21 protein-coding genes, 1 tRNA gene and 3 pseudogenes are annotated in these 20,457 nt (G+C 63.4%); 16 read left to right on the top strand and 9 right to left on the bottom strand.

Features of this window, described 5'->3' with window-relative positions:
* Positions 1-330 precede the first annotated feature (330 nt).
* A complete protein-coding gene (locus tag GBZ26_RS05880) occupies positions 331-3,978 on the top strand; it encodes an AAA family ATPase (RefSeq protein ID WP_174438031.1) in 3,648 nt (1,215 codons plus the stop codon).
* 277 nt (positions 3,979-4,255) lie between these two features.
* Here the strand turns inward: GBZ26_RS05880 and tnpC are convergent.
* The 5 genes and pseudogenes from tnpC to GBZ26_RS05855 form a co-directional block, all read right to left on the bottom strand.
* A pseudogene (gene tnpC, locus GBZ26_RS30980) lies at positions 4,256-4,942 on the bottom strand (IS66 family transposase); the annotation flags it as partial.
* An 85-nt stretch (positions 4,943-5,027) separates the two neighbouring features.
* Positions 5,028-5,480, bottom strand: a pseudogene (locus GBZ26_RS30975) (IS66 family transposase zinc-finger binding domain-containing protein); the annotation flags it as partial.
* Positions 5,481-5,874: 394 nt separating this feature from the next.
* Positions 5,875-6,357, bottom strand: a pseudogene (locus GBZ26_RS05865) (recombinase family protein); the annotation flags it as partial.
* A gap of 98 nt (positions 6,358-6,455) precedes the next feature.
* Positions 6,456-7,406, bottom strand: coding sequence for a transposase (locus GBZ26_RS05860; RefSeq protein ID WP_174438030.1), 951 nt, complete (start codon positions 7,404-7,406; stop codon positions 6,456-6,458).
* 108 nt (positions 7,407-7,514) lie between these two features.
* On the bottom strand, positions 7,515-7,958 hold the full coding sequence (locus tag GBZ26_RS05855) for a hypothetical protein (protein ID WP_246654335.1): 444 nt from the start codon (positions 7,956-7,958) through the stop codon (positions 7,515-7,517).
* An 84-nt stretch (positions 7,959-8,042) separates the two neighbouring features.
* Here GBZ26_RS05855 and GBZ26_RS05850 point away from each other — a divergent pair, with 84 nt between their 5' ends.
* From GBZ26_RS05850 to GBZ26_RS05785, 14 genes are all read left to right on the top strand, one after another.
* Positions 8,043-8,744, top strand: a complete 702-nt coding sequence (locus GBZ26_RS05850; RefSeq protein ID WP_343207328.1) for a replication protein RepA — start codon at positions 8,043-8,045, stop codon at positions 8,742-8,744.
* Positions 8,741-9,361 (top strand): ParA family protein, encoded by a 621-nt coding sequence (locus tag GBZ26_RS05845; protein ID WP_174438027.1) that lies wholly within the window; start codon positions 8,741-8,743, stop codon positions 9,359-9,361. Before GBZ26_RS05850 ends, GBZ26_RS05845 begins: the two co-directional genes overlap by 4 nt.
* On the top strand, positions 9,358-9,984 hold the full coding sequence (locus GBZ26_RS05840) for a DUF3102 domain-containing protein (protein ID WP_174438026.1): 627 nt from the start codon (positions 9,358-9,360) through the stop codon (positions 9,982-9,984). The genes GBZ26_RS05845 and GBZ26_RS05840 overlap by 4 nt, the downstream gene beginning before the upstream one ends.
* 83 nt (positions 9,985-10,067) lie before the next feature.
* A tRNA-Pro gene (locus tag GBZ26_RS05835) sits at positions 10,068-10,143 on the top strand.
* A 125-nt stretch (positions 10,144-10,268) separates the two neighbouring features.
* Entirely contained in the window at positions 10,269-10,517 is a 249-nt protein-coding gene (locus GBZ26_RS05830; RefSeq protein ID WP_174438025.1) for a hypothetical protein, read from the top strand.
* Positions 10,518-10,529: 12 nt separating this feature from the next.
* Positions 10,530-10,805, top strand: a complete 276-nt coding sequence (locus tag GBZ26_RS05825) for a hypothetical protein (protein WP_174438024.1) — start codon at positions 10,530-10,532, stop codon at positions 10,803-10,805.
* 101 nt (positions 10,806-10,906) lie between these two features.
* Positions 10,907-11,422: a hypothetical protein gene (locus tag GBZ26_RS05820; RefSeq protein ID WP_174438023.1), complete on the top strand. Its 516-nt coding sequence runs from the start codon at positions 10,907-10,909 to the stop codon at positions 11,420-11,422.
* Between the two features lie 90 nt (positions 11,423-11,512).
* Complete coding sequence (locus GBZ26_RS05815) at positions 11,513-11,800, top strand: ribbon-helix-helix domain-containing protein (RefSeq protein ID WP_174438022.1); 288 nt, start codon at positions 11,513-11,515, stop codon at positions 11,798-11,800.
* Positions 11,773-12,093 (top strand): type II toxin-antitoxin system RelE/ParE family toxin, encoded by a 321-nt coding sequence (locus GBZ26_RS05810; RefSeq protein WP_174438045.1) that lies wholly within the window; start codon positions 11,773-11,775, stop codon positions 12,091-12,093. Before GBZ26_RS05815 ends, GBZ26_RS05810 begins: the two co-directional genes overlap by 28 nt.
* Positions 12,090-13,043, top strand: coding sequence for a tyrosine-type recombinase/integrase (locus tag GBZ26_RS05805; RefSeq protein WP_174438021.1), 954 nt, complete (start codon positions 12,090-12,092; stop codon positions 13,041-13,043). Before GBZ26_RS05810 ends, GBZ26_RS05805 begins: the two co-directional genes overlap by 4 nt.
* 179 nt (positions 13,044-13,222) lie before the next feature.
* Positions 13,223-13,720 carry a Panacea domain-containing protein gene (locus tag GBZ26_RS05800; protein ID WP_174438020.1) on the top strand — a complete coding sequence of 166 codons (498 nt, stop codon included), beginning with the start codon at positions 13,223-13,225 and terminating at the stop codon, positions 13,718-13,720.
* Between the two features lie 75 nt (positions 13,721-13,795).
* Entirely contained in the window at positions 13,796-14,458 is a 663-nt protein-coding gene (locus tag GBZ26_RS05795; RefSeq protein ID WP_174438019.1) for a hypothetical protein, read from the top strand.
* Between the two features lie 165 nt (positions 14,459-14,623).
* Positions 14,624-14,794 (top strand): hypothetical protein, encoded by a 171-nt coding sequence (locus GBZ26_RS05790; protein WP_174438018.1) that lies wholly within the window; start codon positions 14,624-14,626, stop codon positions 14,792-14,794.
* A 337-nt stretch (positions 14,795-15,131) separates the two neighbouring features.
* Positions 15,132-16,364: a hypothetical protein gene (locus tag GBZ26_RS05785; RefSeq protein ID WP_211104600.1), complete on the top strand. Its 1,233-nt coding sequence runs from the start codon at positions 15,132-15,134 to the stop codon at positions 16,362-16,364.
* A gap of 605 nt (positions 16,365-16,969) precedes the next feature.
* On the opposite strand, the gene GBZ26_RS05780 is transcribed toward GBZ26_RS05785, so the two are convergent.
* Together GBZ26_RS05780 and GBZ26_RS05775 are read right to left on the bottom strand one after the other, a co-directional pair.
* Complete coding sequence (locus GBZ26_RS05780; RefSeq protein WP_174438016.1) at positions 16,970-17,152, bottom strand: hypothetical protein; 183 nt, start codon at positions 17,150-17,152, stop codon at positions 16,970-16,972.
* Between the two features lie 140 nt (positions 17,153-17,292).
* Complete coding sequence (locus GBZ26_RS05775) at positions 17,293-17,889, bottom strand: hypothetical protein (protein WP_174438015.1); 597 nt, start codon at positions 17,887-17,889, stop codon at positions 17,293-17,295.
* Positions 17,890-18,178: 289 nt separating this feature from the next.
* On the opposite strand from GBZ26_RS05775, the gene GBZ26_RS05770 reads away from it, so the two are divergent.
* Positions 18,179-19,135, top strand: a complete 957-nt coding sequence (locus GBZ26_RS05770) for an SRA domain-containing endonuclease (protein ID WP_174438014.1) — start codon at positions 18,179-18,181, stop codon at positions 19,133-19,135.
* Between the two features lie 467 nt (positions 19,136-19,602).
* Here GBZ26_RS05770 and GBZ26_RS05765 read toward each other — a convergent pair whose 3' ends face one another.
* Both GBZ26_RS05765 and GBZ26_RS05760 read right to left on the bottom strand, forming a co-directional pair.
* Entirely contained in the window at positions 19,603-19,821 is a 219-nt protein-coding gene (locus GBZ26_RS05765; protein WP_174438013.1) for a hypothetical protein, read from the bottom strand.
* Between the two features lie 97 nt (positions 19,822-19,918).
* Entirely contained in the window at positions 19,919-20,302 is a 384-nt protein-coding gene (locus GBZ26_RS05760) for a hypothetical protein (protein WP_174438012.1), read from the bottom strand.
* Positions 20,303-20,457: the final 155 nt, after the last annotated feature.

Genomic DNA, 20,457 nt, shown 5'->3' with positions numbered 1-20,457 from the left:
CGGCCAGCATCCGAGCAGCCCAGAAGCCGGGCATTATCGATCCAGCGGAACCGCCGCTGCGTAAGGGGAGCGCGATAGGTGAGCTTCCCCCACCGATCCGGAGGAGGCTCACGGAGAGCTTACCTAGGTTTCTGGTTCCGCTGCTACTCGGCCCCCGACCTGGACAAAGCGGCGGTCTTCATTGGTCAACCTGTCGGGATCGCCGACCAGGAGCAGGACCGCACGACGCTGTACTGCCCGAAAAAGGTCAACCCGCCACGCTGTACTCAGCTAATGTTGCCTATTGATAGTTGTAAGTGTAGCGTTTCCTCCGACTTGAAGGAGCGGTGGATGCCTACCCACATCACAGCACGTCTTGCATGGCACAACGACGGTTGGAACGGCACGGTATGTCGGCAGCCTGAGCGGAACACCTACTGCACAGGGGCGAAATCCTATCCTGGCGATGTGATTGCCCGGGAGCGTGATTTGGCCAACGAACAGCGGTGCGCAGGCTGTCTCGGGGCCGCGCCACCCGAACAGTATGTACCGCCCTGCAGTTACAGCTTCAACGCTTTCGGGCCACACGAAACCGTGGCACGGTCGAATCCGCCCGATTTCTTCTATGGTGGTGCCGAAGCGACGGAGTGGTCCTTAGCACCCGCAACGGTCTGCGTTTGGCCGTACGAGGCGATGTACGATGACGAAGTGAAAGCGCAAGGCTTCCTGGACAACGACCGGCGGCGGGAACTCACCTTAAAATTCTTTAAGCCCATCGAAGAAGACCGCGGTCAAAACCTGGTATTCTATTACGCCAACTATTCCAACCCATTCTCAGAAGAAGACGCGCAGTGCTATGTCTTGATCGGCGTTTCCCGGATTCAAGAGATCGGCAAAGAGCTTTTCTACGAAAACGTTTCTGAGCGAATCGCTGAGCGATACGCGGGCGGTGTTGTGTGGGCCCGTACGGTTACCTCGCGCTATCCCGAGGAAGGGCTGCGCCTTCCCTATCACCGCTACCTAGAGGACCCGGAGCGCCTGCGGGACATCGCCGTCTTTCCCGAGGACCCAAGCCTTTGCAAATACGGGTCCAAGCACCTGTCCGACGACGATGCGATTGGTTTGCTTGAGCAGCTCCTCGCGAAGGTCCGCTTTTTGCGGGAGATCGGTGATGATAGTGAGAACTGGGGGGCTCGCGAAGAGTGGTTGCTCCGAGTTGTCGCGGAGCTCTGGACGCAGCGCGGGCTGTATCCCGGTCTGCTGCGGGCGCTGCAAGCAGCTGGTGCTGAACCGCTGATCGAGCCGACCAAGGCGGCTTGCCTCCGGCATGGGCATGCGCAGGCCCACCGGCTCGCCTTCGAGGCGCTGGACGGGGGCGCCGAAAATGAGCTGACAGCTTCGATGGACGCGAACGATCGTCGCACCATGCTGCGCAACTGGCGCCTGATGGAAGACGACGCACAAGCCCTGCTCCGCGATGTCCTTCCCAGGCTCGATTTGAGCGCCGGTGTGATGGCGGCGCTCGTTTCCGAAAACCGCATGGCGGTGGGAATTCCAAGAGATCTCGGGATGGTCGCGGCGAATCCCTATCTTCTGTGTGAGCGCTATACCGGAGAGGACGCGTCCGACCGCATTCTCTGGAGCGCGCTGGATCGTGGTGTCCTGCCATCGCCGGAGGTTGGCAGCCCGCTTGTGAAGATGACCTACAATGACGAGCGCCGCTTTCGCGCGTTGTGCGTCGATCATCTCAAAAGTGAGCCGAAGCACGCGTTCCAGTTCGGCGATGCGCTGATCGGGGCGATCAACACGCGGATGGCGCGCCTACCCGAATGGAAGCAAGCGGTCTTCAATACTCGATACTTCAAAGCGGACGAAGATTTTCTGTCGGAAAGCCTGACTTTGAAGCAAACGGACCAGGGACTCGCGGTATATCTGCGCACCGTGTTTGAGGACGAGCGCACGGTTGAGGCCGCTCTGCGGAATCTGGTGTCTCGCGCGGATGTTACGTTCCGCCGGCCGGTCACCGACGACGACTGGCGGAGTTGGGTTTACAAGGGCACCAGCCCTCTCGCCCTCAAGGGCGGGCGCGCTTATGACGAAGCCGTAGCCGAGCAGGCCGAGATTTGCGCTCGACTGTTCCGACGCCCTCTGTCCGTCGTCACGGGACCGGCGGGAACCGGGAAGACATCAGTCATCGAGGCTATGGTCCGCGCGGTTCGTCGGACCGAGGGAGAGGGGGCATCGGTTCTGGTCCTTGCCCCGACCGGCAAGGCCGCCGATCGCGCTCGCGAGGTCTTCGAAAAGGCGGCGTTGGCCGGGGTCGAGACGGTGACCGTCCATTCGTTCCTGGCATCGAAAGGATGGCTGAACGACAACCTCACCTTCAAGCGCAGCGGCGGGAAGCAAGCCGCGATCGGCACCATCGTGCTTGACGAAGCGTCAATGCTCGACCTCGAATTGGCGGCCGCTCTCTTCCGGGCCGTTGAATGGGAGCAGGTGCGGCGCTTGGTGTTAGTCGGCGATGCGGGTCAGTTGCCCCCCATCGGACGCGGCCGCGTTTTCGCGGACATCATCAAATGGATGGAGGCCGGACAGCCCGAGGGGCTTGGCCGCTTGCGGCGCAACTTGCGCCAGTTGCTGAACGAGATCGAAGGCAAGGGGCAATCGATCCTCGCTCTATCCGAGCTCTTCATCCTGGACGACGATGACAAGGCGGCCGGCGGCCGTGACGCGGCAACCCGGCCGGATCAGGAGGCCCTCATTCGGCGCCTTCACGCCGGAGGGACCGTGGATCGGGACCTCGAGGTCATCTATTGGGAGGACCCGACGGAGTTGGCCCCGACCCTCATAGGAGCCATCGAGTGCCGCATGAAAGGCGCACCACTCGCCTCGGACGAGCGCCCGCATGAGGTCTGGGGACCAGCGTTGAAACCTGATCCGACGGCGTTCCAAGTGCTCACGCCACATCGTGGGGAGTTGCACGGGGTTGAAGCGTTGAACCAAGCGTGCCAAAAGCGCGTTGCCGAAAACGTGATCTCACGTGTCGGCACGGTCGGCGGCATCACATTGTTCGACAAGGTTATTCAAATTCGCAACCGGCCCAAGTCGAACATGATTTGGGCGTACAACTTCACTACGCGCCAGCAGCAGCAGGTGGAGGTCTTCAACGGCGAGATCGGCGTCGTTGAGCCCTTTGGCTTTGATGGCAGCGTGCTGCAGCGGTTGAGAACCGGGCGAGGAAAGCGGCTCAGCCGCTTTGCCGTTCGCTTTGCGCGCAAGTCTGACATCACCGTTGGATATGGCAAAGCTGTTCCTCATCCTGGCAAATGGAAACGTACCGAGAAGGTAGAAGACAATCTGGAACTCGCCTACGCCGTGTCCGTGCATAAGGCGCAAGGCAGTGAGTTCGCGCACACCTTCGTCGTCATTCCAGCGGCCAAGGGAGGCAGTGTATCGCCGGAGCTGGTCTACACCGCGCTGACGCGGGCGACCCGCCACTGCACCCTGCTTATCGAGCGCGACGTTGGCAGCCTTTTGGACGCGCGCCGGCGGGAGAACGCCCAGACGCCGCAGATCAACTCTTCTCTATTCACGCTGCATGTAGTCAAGCCCGCTCTGCTTAATCGGCGAGGTTGGTACGAGGCTGGAAAGGTGCATGAAGCGCTAAGCGGTGACATGGTGCGCTCCAAGTCCGAGGTCATCATCGCCAACCTGCTACACCAGCACCAGGTGCCCTTCCTCTACGAGCAGCTGCTGTTCGCTGGCGATGGCACGATTCACCTCCCCGATTTCACGGTGACCTGGGGTGGCGAGACCTTTTATTGGGAGCACTTGGGGCTACTGGACCAGCCTTCCTATGCTGAAGACTGGGCGCGCAAGCAGGCATGGTACGACCGCTGGTTCCCTGGATGCCTCCTCACCACGCAAGAGGGAGCGCGGCTTAGCCACGATGCTGAGCAGATTATCGCAACACTGAAGTCCAGGACTACCGTCTCGTGATAACGACGCAGATGAGTGGTATCCATGTGGTGTATGAAATGTGCCTTAAATGTTAATCAGCGTGGCAGCTGACTCTTCAGCAGTAGCACTATAACCCGTTGCAAATACTAAATTTTTACTGAAGTGGGGTCCCAACCGGCACCGGTTGGGACCCCACTTCAGTATAGCTTTTCATAGTTCTGTGAATCGGCACGGGGTTTCAACGCGTAAGCGGAGTGTGATTGCACTGGATCAGGAGTTGACGGCCGGCTTCCAATTCCACGGGAGCAGGTCGGCGACGCGGCAGTTCCCCTTCCAGCCATACCTTGAGATCGGCCACCTGCGCAGCGGCCTCGGCTTGCCGGACCTGCCGACGCTCGTCGGCCGTGTGGCCACGGATGCGCTCCTCGATCGCGTAGAGCCGGGCGATGCGGCGCAGAGTCTCCGCCGCGATCGGCGAGCCGTTTTCGGCCAGATCGTAGAAGCGGCGACGAGCATGGCTCCAGCACGCCGCCAGCACGACCCGGTTGCCGGCGGCCAGCCGCTCGAACCCGGCATAGCCGTCCACCTGCAGCACCCCGTGGAAATCCCGGAGATGGCCGGCCGGGCGCTCGCCCTTGCGGTCGCTGGTGTAGGCGTAGACCACCGCCGGCGGGTCCATTCCCTGCCAAGGCCGGTCGTCGCGGGCATAGGCCCAGAAGCAGCGGTTCTTCACCCGGCCCGTTCCCGGCGCCAGCGTCGGCATCGGCGTATCGTCGGCGAACAGCTTGGTCGAGGCGAACACCGCCTTGGCGAGTTCCTCCTGCACCATTTCCAGCCACCAGCACGCCTGTCCCGCCCAACCCGCCAGAACCGAGCGATCCACGGGAAAGCCGTTGCGGGCCAGGATCTGTGCTTGACGGTAGAAGGGCAGATGATCGCAGTAGCGGCTGTTGATGATGTGGGCCAGCATCGCCGGCGTCGCCATCCCCTTGGCAACCGGCTTAGAGTGCCGATCAAAACCTCTTCCGAACCGAGCAGAATCAATGGCTTAGCTCCACTAAGGTTGGGTTTTGATCCGCGCTCTTATCCGGTGCCGACGCTTGGTGCAGCGTGCCGCAGCCGCGGCAGGCGTATTTGGGCCGGCGGATGCGCAGCACCCGGACCTGGGCCGGAACATAGTCCACCATCCGGGCGATGGTTTCGCCGGCCGCGTGCAGGGCGTCGCCGCAGCAGGGGCAGCCACCGGCCCCGGCGTCCCCCCCTTGCGGTTCCGATGCCGCGTCTGGGCTGTCAGTGGCACGCTTGGCCTCGACGCGGGCGATGTCCGCCTCCAGATCGTCCAGCCCAAGGTCAAGTTGATCGGGATCGAGCCGTTCAAAGCGCTGCCCGAAGACGGTGCGCTGCATCTGCCGGAGTTGCTGGCGCAGCGCCTCCAGCTCCGCCAAGTCGGCCTTCTAGCGCTCCACGACTTCCGCCAGATCGCGCACCAACTGCTGCAGCAGGGCCGGATCTGCGGGCAGGTTGTCGAGGTCGAAGCGCACGGCCGATTGTACCTCGGATCACGACCCCAGACCAGCCAAGCCCCAGGATTTCATCGACTTTTCCCCCTCTCACTCCGCCACCGTCGGGTGTGAAACTGGAACGGCGTGGCGCCATTCCAGCCCCTCCAGAAGCAGGGACGGTTCCGTCGGCGTCAGCACCACCGTGCCGCCCGGCGTCCGCGTCGTTGGCCAGACAGAGCGCCCCTTTTCCAGCCTTTTGGCGAACAGGCACAGACCATTCTGATCGGCTTAGAGAATTTTCACACGTCCGGCACCTTTCCCCCGGAAGATATAAAATCGCTTCCTGGACCCGCAGATCAGGATCGAAGCCCAGACCGATCTCCCGGTGCCAGACGTAGCCGATCGGCACGCTGATGCGCAGTTCGCCCCGCCGCGCCTTGCTGCGGGCGGCATCGAGCATCCGGGTGCGCAGCAGTCCTAGCTCGAACTCGCTCATGCTACCCTTCATCCCCAGCAGCAGCCGGTCGTTTGGCCGCCCCGGATCGTAAACGCCGTCGAGGTCGATCACCCTGGCCTCGACGAGCCCGCAGAGTTCGAGCAGGTGATGCCAATCCCGCCCGTTCCGGGCGAGCCGGGAGGCGTCGAGACATAGCACGGCGCCGATTTCGCCGGCACAGAGCGCCGCCACCAGCCGCTCGAACCCAGGCCGCGCCGTGGTGCCGCTGGCGGAGCGTCCCAAATCGTCGTCGATCACCTCGACCCGATGGAACCCACGGCGCTTGGCCGCATCGACGAATTCGTACTGCCTGTGCTTGCTCTCCAGATTGGTCTGGACCTGCGCCTGGGTGGATTGGCGAACGTAGACCACAGCCTTGCACTTGAGCACCGACGGCGGCAGGAGTTCAGTGTTCGCCATCGTCACCCTCCCCGGTGTAAAGGCCGAATGAAGTTTGGCTCTGCCGCAAACCCGATGCAGCGGAGCCGGACGGCACTGGACGAGCGGACACCTCCGCTTTAGGCGGTGCCAAGCACCTGTTGCCGCAGGAGGTCGAATCCAGCTCGCCCATACATCTGGCGCTTGACGGATTTGAGCCGATTGATCTGCCCCTCCACCGGGCTGGTGCTCCAGCGCAGCGACAACGCGGCGCGGACGGCCGGCAAATCCCGCTGCAATCCGTTGGCAAATCCGGCCAGCGGTGTTCCGCGGGCGGCGGCTAGCCAGCCATCGAGCTGGTCGGCCTTCTGGCCGCTGACGATGTCGCGGAACGTGCGAGCCAGATGGATGACGCGCTCCAGAGATGGGGATCCGGCAATCAGGGCGGCGACAAACGCCTGCTCCGTTCGGTCGATTTCCTCCGGCCGGGCCGCCACCAGCCAAGCGGCCCGTCGCCCTGAGGGGACGCGCCATGTCGATTTCGCCGCCGAATGGGCCGCCGGCTCGTTCACGCGCAGGCCACGAACCCAATCGCGCACGATGCGGGATTGACCGGAAAAGCCGCGTTGTCGGATTTCTCGCCAGAGCTGTGTGGCGTTCCAGCAGCCTTCGCTCCAGCGCCCCCGTAGGTAATCGACGTGGGCGTCTAGCAGACTCCCCTTCGCCGGCTGCGACCAACTCGGCGGCTGACCAGCCCGCAGCCAGACCCGCACCGTCTTGCGGTCCAGGCCGAGCGTCCGGGCGATGCGCGATTGCGACCAGCCTCGGGTCTGCAGGGCCGCGACTTCGGTGTACTGGGCTCGCTCCTCCGGGACGATGATCGAATCGTCTGGAGGGCTTCGTCTAAATCCGCCGTCGCTCAGTTGACGCTGAAGGTTGATGAGCGCTTCCGCCGCGGCCCGCGGCGTACCGAGTTCCATGCCGGCGCAGATGATCGGGTCCAGCATCCATTCCGGCAACACCGTGATAATGCCGGGCGCCGCCTCAACGAAAACGAGATGGCCGATGGCGCGCGCCTCGCTCCACATCATCCGGACGCGACGGCCATGCAGAGGGTACCAGCGGTAATGGACGTCAACATCCTGCCCGGCATGGGCACAATGGACGGGCGATGTCGGATCCCAAGGGATTTCATACTTTCAGTAGGTTACTATGCCGATCGGCGTCGAAAGCCCGTGCCGATTCACATTGCCGCCACCAAGCTGCAACAGTCTGTCCGATTCGCACTTCATGCCCCTGCCTGTAGGGCTAAGCGTCTCCAACCAGTCCAACCTATTCACAGGAATCTGGTTGCGAGAAAGTGGAGTCTGGTTGCCGCGAATCGGCTTATTCAGTGGAATCTGGTTGCTAAGCAAATAGTTGTAATTCAAATAGCTTTCAAATAGCTCCGCAACCAGATTCCACCATTGACCGAAGCCGCTGGCATCTGCCGAATGCATGCCATGGGAAACATCCACCATCTCATCACGGCCCACGGGCTTGAGCGTGCGCGTGACCTTGCCGACACCAAACTGGAACGGCAAGAACTGGAGATCGCTGCCGCCGTCCTCGCCGATGAAGGTGAAAGCCTGGGCATCTGCCATGCAGGCTTTGCCCTGACCTCCTTGCCTCACAAGAATACGCCAGAACGGCTGTGGCGCAGGGAAGGGCACCGCGTCACGCTGCTGGTGGAATCTGGTTGCACAGAGAAGGGCGAGCTTATAGGCGTACCCTACGGCTCCAAGGCCCGCATGATCCTGATCTACCTCCAGACCCAAGCCCTTCGGTCAGGATCGCGGGAAATAGAACTCGGGCGATCCATGAAGGCGTGGATGACCGCCATGGGAATCGGCGCCATCGGTGGCGCCACCTACAAGGCCGTGACCGAACAGGCCAAGCGAATCTCCGCCTGCCGTCTGACTTTCTTCAGCGATCACGGCGGCGCTCGCCAACGTGACAACGGCGCGTTCGTTGACAGCGCGATTGACCTGACCGGGGCGCTGAACGACGATGCCCAGCCAATGCTGTGGCGGGAGACGGTTAAGCTCAACGAGGCGTTCTATCATTCCCTGATCGAGCACCCGGTGCCAGTTTCAGAAGCCGCATTGCGGACGATCGGCAACAAGTCCCTCTCGATCGACATCTATGTCTGGCTTGCCTATCGCCTGCACAGCCTCAGCAAACAGACGCCGGTCTCCTGGCAGGCCCTGTATGCACAGTTCGGCGCCGGCTGCGCCTCTCTGCGCACCTTCAAACAGCCGTTTACCGAGGCGCTGCGCATGGCCCTGGCCGCTTATCCGGATGCCCGAGTCGGGGTGGAATCTGGTTGCATCATGCTGCACCCCAGCCGGCCCCCGGTCACTAAGCGGCTGACCGGGACCCTGTCATGAAGATCATCGCGGTCGTCTCGCCGAAGGGCGGCAGCGGAAAGAGCACGCTGACACGCAACCTCGCCGCCGCTGCGGCTGGTGATGGGGTGCCGGTGGCAGTCATTGATACCGACGCACAAGGAACCTCCGCCGAATGGGCCCGGGTGCGGGCTGATGCCGACGCGGCCCCGGTTCTAGGGTTCACCGCTGAAACCTCTGCCGCGGCGCGACGAGCTAATGCGGCAGGCGTACAGCTCGTGCTGGTCGACACCCCCACCGCGATCGAGAAGGATCCAGAGGGCTTCAAGGCCCTGGTGATGGCGTCGGAGCTGGTGGTAATTCCCACCCAGGCGCTGCCCGACGATGTGCGCTCGGTCGAAACGATTATGCGCGCCGTCCAGGCTCTCGACCGGCCGGCGATCTACTGCCTTAACAGAGTGAAGCCGCGGGTAAAAGAGACCGACGGCGCCCGCCTCCGGCTGATCCGCTCCGGCGATGTGGCGGCGGCGGCGATCCCAGACAGTGTCGACGTGGTGCGTGCGATGGCCAATGGTTATGGCGTGACGGAGGTCGGCGGACGCGGAGCGGACGAGGTCGCAGCGCTGTGGCAGGAAGTCCGGCGGAGGATCGGTCTGTGACTCCGACGACGAAGCCGGCCCGCAAGAAGCTGGGATCGGCGTTTGGCGACGATGGCTTGGTGCCGGCAGAGCGACACCGGGACACTCGCGGCGATCTCCTTGTGTCCGCCCGGATCAAATTGGAAACGCGTCGCGAATTTATCGAGGAAATTGGCCGCCTGTGGAAGCGGGCTAACGACGCCTTCCTGGATGTCGGTCGCCACCTCATTGAAGCGAAAGCGCGCCTGGAGCATGGCGAGTTCGGCGAGATGGTGGAGCGGGACATGCCGTTCAGCCACCGCACGGCCAACATGCTGATGAAGGTAGCGGAGGCGGTCGACACAGGCGCGCTGCCCTTCCCCGCCGATCAGCTACCCCCTTCATACGCGACAGTCTACGAGGTAGTGACCTTAAAGCCGGAGGAACAGCAACAGGCTGTGGCCGCTGGGTTAGTCAATCCTACCGTGCGGCGTGAAGACGTCGTCGCGTTCCGCCGGCAACTGCGCGTGTATGCGTCGCGGCCGGCCAGTTCGCCCAGCCGAAAGGCGCTGGAGAAGGCACTAGAAAAGCTAGAGGCGGAGGAACGTCGTATCCGGGAGCGACGCGCTGAGATTGAACACATGCTATCTAATTTGGAAGACTAATTCATCAGCGGAGCCGAGGCCGTTCCGGCGCTCCTATCGAGTATCCAGTTCTCCCTGGAATGATGCATCTGGCACCCTGTGACGGAGCGGAGCGCAGTCTGGTAGCGCATCTGCTTTGGGAGCAGAGGGTCGCCGGTTCGAATCCGGCCGGGTCCACCATTCAGCTAGCCATAAAGGTTTCTCTGCCTCTTGCTGGCCGTCCCAGCCCGGTCTGACTCCCTCCTCAGAGGAACCGCTGGTGTGAGGGCCCGTTCAGGAGAGGGGATCAACACCAGGGTGAGACGATGCCGTCCTCGCACCGTAAGATCATGATCAACCGGGCGCCGGTGCTGACGCTGTGGGCCACCGTGGTGGCGGAGCGGTTGGGCCTGGAGCGTGATGAGGCTCTCACCTTGGGCAAGGCTCTGTCGGGTCTCACAGCGCAAGCCAAAGGCGTCCGTCTGGGAATCTATGAGCCGACACCAGAGACGGTGAGCGATCAGCGCAAGGCGCTCCAGCCGGGCGAGGAGATCCACATCGACCTCATGGGGTGATCGATCCCCGCCGTGCACACCAAGGACGGCCTGCGTGCCGTGCGCCAAGGCAAGCCCATCACGCCGGCGAGTGTAAAGCGGTACCTGGGCAGCAAGTTCGGAGAGGATCTTGAGGAGGTGCGCCAAGCCATGACGGTGCTGGCCCACTCCTTGCCAGCGGCGGACCTCGCCCGGCAGGCGTTCCGGCTGTACGAGGCGTTCCGCCCGGAGGTAGAGGCTGGCACGGCCGGCTGGGGCGCCGAGGGCGAATTGGACCTGGCAAAGCTCGCTTTGGCCGCCCGTTCGTAACGACCGCCCTGGAGCGGAGGCGGTATGGGGCTCATGAGGCCCCCATCCGCCTCTCTCGTATCTGTGATAATGTCCTTTATCAACGGTAAGGGGCACGGGTTATGGACGAGCGGCTGAGCAGCTTTCTCCAGTACGACTACACCGAGGCGCGCACGATCGCGACGACGCTGCTGACCATGTCGGGTGGCCTGCTCGCCGGCGGCCTTGTGTTTGGCGAGAAGTTCATCGAGCTGCACCGCCAGCCCCGCCAAATCTGGAGGTGGGGCATGGGCGGGCTCTACGCCTTCTGTGCCGCAGGACTGGCCGCCGGCGCCGCACTCATTAACAACTACAGCAACATGCTTGGCCTGCTCCATGACCACCAGAGGGAGGTAGTGGATGGGGTCCGTTTCGCTGCGGAGGTGGCAAAGCATAACCTGTCCAATGCCCTGCTGTTCATCATGGCCGGCGTGTTGATGTTTGGCGGCCTTTTTTTTCTGTTTGTCGCGGCCGACAAAGGCCGGGGGACGCAGCCACTCTCCTCTACCTCCGGGCCACCGCGGACAGAGCCCGTCGCAGACGCGGCTCTGTCCGCCGAGGAGGGGTCACTTTCGTGTAGCGACCCCGGGAAGGCATGATCTCCCGGGCCTCGTACCGGCTTCGGCGCCGGTTGACGATCCTCACAAGTATGACAAAGTATGCACAGAGAGGTTTTTCGAGGACCGGACATGGCCGAGATCGAGCGCCTGACCATCACGTTGCCCGCCGCGATGGCCGCCGCGGTCAAGGGCGCGGTGGAGGGCGGTGACTACGCGTCGAACAGCGAGGTGGTGCGCGAGGCGCTGCGCGACTGGACGCTCAAGCGGGCGCAGCAGCGCCACGAGCTGGCCGCGCTTCAGGCCGACCTTGAACAGGGGCTGGCCGACGTCGCCGCCGGCCGCGTCGCCGATTTCGACGCCGCCCGCATCATCGATCAGGGGAAAGCACGATTCGCCGCCCGCTCCCGCTCCGTCTGACCGCGGCCGCCGAAGCCGATCTCGCCGAGCTCTGGGCCCACCTCGCCAGCGAGGCCTCCGAAGCGGTGGCAACCGCCTTCATCCAGCGGATCGAGGCGGCCTTCGCGCCGGTGTGCGCCTTTCCCTTGTCGGGAGCGGCGCGCGACACCTTCGCTCCAGGGCTGCGCGTCGTCTTCCACGGCGACTACGCGCTTTATTACCAGCCGCTGGCCGATGCGCTGGTCATCGTCCGCGTGCTGCACGGCGCCCGCGACGCCGCAGCGCTCGCCGCGCGGGGCGGCTTCGCCGGATGACGACGCTCCCCACCCTCCTATTCCAGCGGGTGCCGGCCCTAGTCGTCGCCGCCGGCGAGCGGGCGAGCCTCCGCTTCCTGGAGTTCTTCGCCGCCCAAATCCGCAACCCGCACACCCGCCGCGCCTACGCCCGCGCCGTCGGCGACTTCCTCGCCTGGTGCGAGGCCGCCGGCGTGCCGTCCCTGATGGCGGTGCAGCCGCTGCACGTCGCGACCTGGGTCGAAGGACTGACGCGCACCCACGCGGCGCCGACCGCCAAGCAGCGCCTCGCCGCCGTGCGGCACCTCTTCGACTGGCTGGTCACCGGCCAGGTGGTGCCGCTCAACCCGGCGGCGTCCGTGCGCGGGCCGCGCCACGTGGTGCGGGTCGGCACAACCCCGGTGCTCGATGCGGCCGAGGCCCGGGCGCTGCTCGACGCCATCGACGCGACGACGCCGGGCGGCCTGCGCGACCGCGCGCTGATCGGGCTGATGGTCTACGGCTTCGCCCGCGTCGGCGCCGCCCTGGCCATGCGCGTCGAGGACGTCTACGTCCAGAATCGCCGGCTGTGGGTGCGGCTGCGCGAGAAGGGCGGCAAGCCGCACGCCCTGCCCTGCCACCACACGCTCGAGGACTTCTTGGTGGCTTACCTGGACGGCGCCGGCCTACGCGGCGACCCCAAGGGGCCGCTGTTCCGCACGCTCGGCCGCGGCACCGGCCAGTTGTCCGCTCGCCCGCTGCCGCAGGCGAGCGCCCACGCCATGGTGCGCCGGCGCGTGGCGGCCGCCGGCATCGAGACGCCGCTCGGCTGCCACAGCTTCCGGGCCACCGGCATCACCGCCTACCTCAAGAACGGCGGCACCCTGGAGACCGCCGCCGTCCTGGCCAACCACGCCTCCACCCGCACCACCCAGCTCTACGACCGCGGCGAGGCGGTGAGCCTGGATGAGGTCGAGCGCATCCGGATTTGACGGCAATTTCCGAAGCCATTCTCAGCGGACCGATCTTTTCCGCCTCGAACTGGAATGCCTCCTCCATGGTTGAGTTCACGACGTCAGTTGTAGTTTTCAATGGAGGGGGCTGGATGGGCGTCAGCTCGCTTCCACCCGCAATGTGATGTAATCAGTACCGCCGAGGTAGAGGAATAAGTATGGCCTACGACGGACGAGCGCTAGCAAACCTAGTTTTGGAAAAATGCGACCAGCAAGGCCGGCTCTTGACGCACATGGCCCTTCAAAAAGTATTGTATTACGCCCATGGCTGGCATTTGGCGGAACAAAACGCTCCTTTAGTAGCCGGTGGATTTGAAGCTTGGCAGCACGGGCCCGTCATTCGTTCCGTCTATAAGGCCTTTAAGGGTGCGGGTGATCAGCCGATCAAGACGCGCGCAACCGCGCTCGATATGGCTACGGGAATAGCTCACGAGCCGACATGTCAACTTACGCTGCCACAATCGGAGCTTTTGGATGCTGTGATTGGGGCATATGCTCATTTGCATGCATATGAATTGTCCAATATGACGCATGAACATGGTTCGCCTTGGGATCGCATCTGGAATAGCGGTTCAGCGGTTACTCCTGGAATGCGCATTCCCGACTCGGAAATCAAGGAGCACTTCATTTTTATTCGCCACGGAGCTACAAATTGATGTATGGTCCGCTACACGCACAACGTATAGCGGGCTTTGATGCTTAAGCACCCTCCGCTTCAGGATGTGATCGAGTTGTTTGCCGAACTTGACCCGGCAGGTGATTTAGAGCGCCTGAAGGGATGGCATTCAAGGCCACCGGCAAGTTGGAATTATCAAATTGCCCACAGTCTGGTTCCTCGGATGGCCGAAGGCGTATCCAAAGAACAAATCGCGGCAGCGTGCGCCGCCAAAGGGGCACCGAGCGGTCGGCGGCCAAATGCTGACGCTGCTCTGACTGCTTATCAATTACTCGCTGGGCGCTCCACTAACAGGTGCCCTCGTGTTCCTGTAAGCAAATACAATCTGCGCAAAGACATTCAGATTTCCATCAGCCCCATACATCTGATCATCGAAAAATCGCATCCTCGCTTTGCTGTTCTCAACCCTCGTAAGGGATTGGTGCTTAGCGAAGGGCAGATTTCGATCTGGATGAAAATTTTAAAAGACAGCTGCGCGCGGGAGGGTTATGAAAACTATCCTTTCGAGATCATTGATGTAAGCGCCCCAAATCGCAAGACACGCGTTGCTAGGATTTGGCGCTCTGACGGTCTTCAGGAGGCTTCTGACGGTATATTGACGTCGGTGTTCCAACGCTACGCCAACACTTTTGACATCTTGGTTCAGTCAGGTTTCAAAGTTCCGGACCGTCCGACTCGGCACCCCCCGGCGCCGCCGCCCAACCCTTTTGGATTCTAAGGTTCCATCTTTCATCTCCAACTGCCCACAAATCATACCGCCGTGCAGAAAGGCTGACACATAGCCTTTTCCGGGCCGCACATCTGATCGATGCCTCGCGCCCACCGTACATGTGTCAGTGATTCTGCAAGACGGTATCAGAAGTGCGACAAACGGCCATAACGGATGAACGAGTCGTGGCCGCGCTCGGGCGCTGACGCGCCGCTCAGCCGCTATGGCTTCCGCGCCACCGGCATCACCGCCTATCTGACCAACGGCGGCACGCTGGAAACCGCAGCCATAGCCAACACGCCTCCGCCCGCTCCACCCATCTCGACGACCGCGGCGAGGCGGTGAGCTTGGACGATGGCAAGCAAACACTTCGAAGTCCACGACCGACAACAGCCGTTCCAGTGGATCCCCGCTCTTGCTCAATTCCGCGTAGCGGTCCTGAAGATCGAACAGCCCAGCTTGACCGGCCATGTCCCGTCCTCCGTCGCCCTCAAGCCAAGGGAATCACCAGAACGCCGGCAACGCTACGGTTTTTCGAGGTGTCCAAGCGCATCCGCATCTGCTGATCAGTGTTAGGAAAGACGCCTGGGGCCGGTCTTGCCTCAGAGCATCGGCGGTACGATGCGTGGAGTACGCCATGATCTCGAGGGACGAGCTGTATCAACTGGTCTGGTCAAAGCCTATGACCAAGGTCGCCGAACAGTTCCATGTGTCCAGCACCTACATGGCCAGGGTCTGTGCCCTTCTGAACGTTCCGCGGCCCGAGCGAGGATACTGGGCGAAGCTCGAGGTCGGAAAAGCGCCTTCTCCAGAACCCCTGCCGGAAGCCCGACCGGGCGATCAGCTGTACTGGTCCAACGACGGTGCGCTCCAGGCCCCACCGAAGCCGCGGCACCCACCCAAGCGCCGATCGAACACCGCCGTTCGCGTGCCCAGGCCCCACAGTCACAGTCTGCTCCGTGGCGCCAAGGAGCATTTCGAGAACGGCAGGCCCGTGGACGATGACGCCTATCTCAAACCCTACAAGAAGCTCCTGGTCGACGTGACCGCTTCCAAGGCCTGCCTCGACAAGGCGCTCGGCTTCGCCAACGACCTCTTCAATGCGCTCGAGTCGGTTAAGCATCGGGTGGTATTGGCGCCCTCGGACGAGCAGCTCAGGCGCGCTGATGTCGACGAGCGGGAAGACCGCAAGAAGCCGCGCAACCGTTACCATCACAGTGGCCTCTGGTCCCCTTACCGGCCAACGGTCGTCTACATCGGCAGCGTGGCGATCGGGCTCGCGATCGTCGAAATGTCCGAAACGGTCCTCCTCCGCTACGTCCGTGGCACGTACGTCCGGGAGGCCGATTACACGCCGCCCAAGCCGTCCCGCCACACCGTCGACCACACCTGGACCACGACCCGGGATCTGCCCTCCGGTCGGCTTCGCCTCGTTGCCTACTCTCCCTATGGGCGCGTCCACTGGTCGACCGACTGGCAGGAAACAACAAAGGCATCCCTCCGCCCCATGCTGACGTCGATCGTACACGCCATCGAAGAGGCCGCCGCTGACTTGGTCGGGAAGCTGGAGGAGGCCGACCGGCAGGCCGAGATTGCCCACCAGGAGTGGCTCGCCGCCCAAGAGAAACGACGGAGAGAAGACGATCGCCGCCGCGTGGAGCAGTCGGTCCGCGAAAGCCAGGAGCACCTCCTCCAGATCATCCAGCAATGGTCGCACGTCGTGGAGGTCGAACGCTTTCTGGCCGGTGTGGAAGCGCGTATCGCTGACCTGCCGGCGGACGACCGAGCTCTGGTCATGGACCGGCTGAGGCTCGCCCGCGCGTTTCTCGGCACGCAGAACCCGCTGGATTTCTTCCTCTCCTGGAAGACACCCGGCGAACGCTACCACCCAGTCTACCCAGACCATCACACGTAGCAGCACGGATCGTGGGCCGCGCATGCTTCACTGGCGCGGATATGAGGCTCCCCGTCACCACCGCCATTGAAGGGATCAGCTGTGGGCCGGCGTTCTCCCCCTTGTATTGCCAGAATTTTCTGGAGGTTTTGCCAGAACGAAAGCCAATTTGGTCGGGCCCGCCCCGCTCCGGAGCAACATGCTGGGGGCAACAAGGAGGCGGTGCCAATGCGCTCCACGGTTTCACACGCTCACGGTCCCATGCGCCTGCAGGCCTACAAGCCAGAGAAGGGCGTGTGAAAAACCGTGTTGGCAGCGCCAACGCTCAGTGGCGCCGTTCCCAGTCCGCAATCCTCTCGGCGGCACGGTGCATGCCCGCGAGCATTTCAGCGTCCATCGCCCCCTCTCTCGATGGTGCCCGGCATAAGGATTTTCGGGCGCGGCTTCTGACTGCCGGAAAACCGGTCAAAGCGGCCCTTATCGTCCGGTTTGGAAGCTTCTCGTCACCCTCAACGGGATGATCATGACGGGCACCGATTACCAACCGTCGGAAGCAGCCGCGCGGTTCAAGCGAAGGCCAGCGATGGCTTCGGCGGCGCCGCATAAACGTGGTTCCGGCCGTTGCCTCAGCTTGTATGGGGCAACACTGGGTGCTGTCGGGGCGAGTTGAACCACCGCCGGACCATCTCCTCTCCGGCCGTGGCGGCGCCGGCGAGCAGGGCCAGACCAATCACAAGCAGGAGGCCTTCCCCCAGGCCGTTGGAATTGAAGCTGAACTCGCCCGACTTCACGTTGCCGCTGAGCTGCATGGTGTTCCCTCCGCTGGACAAAAAAAAACCCCTGCCCCGCTGTCCTGCGACCAACGGGGCTTGGGGTTTCTATATGTACCCGGCATGTAGGTTGGCGTGAGCTGTGCTGCAAGAGGGGCCATCCGGCCCCTCGCGCCGGCTCAGCTGTTCAGCTCGTCCGCGGGCACTTTGGGGCGCAGCATCGAGCCGAGGATCATGCGTTGCTGGCCGGGATTGAGGTGTCCGTAACGCTCAGGCTCTGGAACGCCCCGCTCGCGGGCCACGTCGTAGAGCTTATCCAGATTCAGTGAACCATCCGGGTTCCGGACCCGCGTGTTGAGCCACCGGTTGAACGGGCTGTCGGCGGTCTTGCGCAGCCATGCCTCGCGCTGTTCCCGGGTGATGTGCATCTTTCCTGTGTCGTCCGGGGTGTCGTCCGGACTGCGGGATTTATACCGGGTGCCGCTGGTGAACAGGTTGAGGCGGGTGATGCGGAGGCCGCTGCGATCGACGGTGTAGCCGCGGGTTCCGACGATCTGCCGCACCATGTGCCCGATCATCTGCTTGCAACGGTCGTCGGAGATTTCCTCACCGAAGTGCGCCACCAAGCCCGGGCCGAGCGGCTCGACCGGGGCGCGCTCCAGGTAGATGGCGGTTTCCATGCGGATGATGTTGTCCGGCTCGTTCAGAAAGCGCCACAGCTCCTGGCCGACCGGCGTCTCATACAGGTCGCGGAAATTCTGCGGATCGTAATCCATTGCGTCCCCCTTTATGCGTTAATGACATGTGTTATATGTGCGTGTGTTTGGCGCGTCAATATAACAGATGTCATAAATGCGCGTGTGTGGGGCGCCTTCTGGGCGCCGCCGGGCCTGTGCTAACCTGGGTTCCGATAAGAGAACTGTATCGGAACCCAGAGGCGCACCTCCGCCCGCACCACCCCGCGAAAGAGCGACGTGACATTTAGGCCATGGAATTGGATATGCGTTTCCGATATCCGATTTTATGGTCACGTTCGCGCTTGTGTGGATGGAACGGGAGAATGCGATGGCGACGATGGAACTCACCCCGGTGTGGTCGCTGCGGCCGGGCGACCGGATCGAGCGCAAGGCGCTGCAGGAGACCTATGGTGGCCGCACCCAGGGCGGCATCGGCCCGTCCAAGGCGAGCCCCAACGTGTTAATCTTTTCCGACCCCATCGCTGGCGAGCAGCACGGCTACGTCGACGGCTGGATGCCCGACGGGTGCTTTCACTACACCGGGGAAGGGCAGCGCGGCGATCAGCAGATGAAGTCGGGCAACGCCAGCATCCTGCGTCACCAGGTGGAAGGACGCGCGCTGCGCGTCTTCCAGGGTGCGCGCGGCACCGTCACCTATCTCGGTGAGTTCGAAGTCGACGCTGACCGCCCCTACTACATCACCGACGCGCCCGAAACTGGGGGCGGCCCGCTGCGCGCCGTCATCGTGTTTCGGCTGCGTCCGAAGGACATCGCCCCGGCGCCGGCGAGCATGAAGCTAGCCGGTCTCGGCCCGGCGCCCTGCGAAGAGGTGCCGGTGGAGGAGCAGTGGACCGAGAAGGCCTTTGTTGATCCCGCCCGCGAGCCTTACGAGATGGAGCGCCGGGAAGCGAAGCTGGTGTTGGCGCTGCGCGATTATCTGCGCAGCCAAGGCCACAGTGTGGTGCGCCTGAAGCTGCTGCCCGAGGGCGAGGCCAAGCCGATTCTCACCGACCTCTACGACAAAACCGCCAACCTGCTGGTGGAAGCGAAGGGCACCACCGAGCGCGGTGCTGTGCGCATGGCGCTGGGCCAGCTCGCCGACTACCGCCGCTTCCTCGACGCCCCGAAGTGCGCCATCCTGCTGCCGGCCGAGCCGCGGTTGGATCTGAAGCGTTTGGCCGCCGCCGAGGCCGTCACGCTGATCTGGCCCACTGGTACGGGCTTTCACTTTGAGCGGGCACCGACGACTGCTCAGGCTTCAGGGGTTGAAATGGTTGTTGCCTGATCAGAGGGAGGCGTCCATGGCGGAGGCCTGAGCGCCTGTCGCGCCCTCCGGGGATCTGGGACCTCTGCCCCGCGCGGCCGCACAAGCACGCGCCTTCGCTCACCAGGCACGCGCCGGCAACACGCTGCGCGCCTATGCGGCCGATTGGCGCGACTTCGCCACCTGGTGCGCCGCCCACGGCATCGTGCCGCACGGCAAGGCACCGGTGGTCACCGCCGAGTTGCGCCGCTTGCTTGCCACCCTCGATGGCCGGCTTCTCGGACTCCGGGGTCACGCGCTGCTGCTGGTGGGCTTTGCCCTATCGGCCTACTGCAGCGTCGTCGATTGCAGGCAACGTCGCCACATCACCCGGCGCTGGCTGGCTGGCGCGGCAAACCCACCGCAACACGGAGTCGGCGGACAGCGTCCGGTGGCGCCGTTCCCAATCCGCCATCCTCTTGGCGGCATGCTGCATGTCTGTCTGCATGTCAGCGTCCGTCACCCCCCTCCAGGACAATGCCCCAGCGGATGAAGGTCGGCTCATCCATGTCCGGATCGAGCGGAAGATGCCGGGCTCGCAGCACCTTGTTGCCCTCGGCGATGCAAACCAGCAAGTAGTCCTCGATGGACAACTCCATCGCATCGGCCACCGCTTTGGCGCGGTCAAAAGCCGGCCCATCACCGCGAAACCGCAACACGACGCTCATCCCCGCCTCCCCATCCGTGCTGTTGCCATTCACCGAGGTTAGCGCGAGGCGCGGCCTGGCCATGCGCCGTCGATCCCGCAGAACGCGGCCGCCAGCCTCACACCGCGTCGGTTGCGGAGCCCCAGCGCTCATCACCGTTCGCCGGGCCGGTGGAGCGACGATCGGCGGCGTGGTCGATTGCCGGGGCGGCGTCATCCAGGCTTTGCTTGGCCGCGATCGCCGCACCCTTGCGCGGCGGTCTGACCTTCGGTGTGGCGCCGGACAGATAGGAGCGCAGCGTGGACGCGGTGATCGTGATGCCGTGGGCGGCGAGAATCTCCAGGAGCTGGGTATCGGGACAGCCACGGTCACGGGCGGCGCGAAGCGAACCTTCCACGGCGCGGACCGCCTCTCTCTTGGAAATCTGCGGCGGGCGCGCGGCGTCGAGAGCGGCGCGCAGCGCCGACAGGCTGTCTCGGGAAATCAAGGTCGGCGCCGGCATAACGGACCTCCAAGCGGGAACGGGATCTGGGCAGGGTAGCGCGCGGCTTGGTGGGTGGCTCTTATACACCACTGGAGCTTGCGCCGGTTCAACCGGTCGGAGCACCGGTGGGGGGCGGCTCATTTGAAAAAAAAAAAAACGCTTGCATCGCGATA

The organism is Azospirillum formosense, assembly GCF_013340925.1.
GTDB classification, from domain to species: domain Bacteria; phylum Pseudomonadota; class Alphaproteobacteria; order Azospirillales; family Azospirillaceae; genus Azospirillum; species Azospirillum formosense.
Note: the sequence above shows the minus strand (reverse complement) of the source record. Positions and strands in the feature narration are given on the sequence as shown.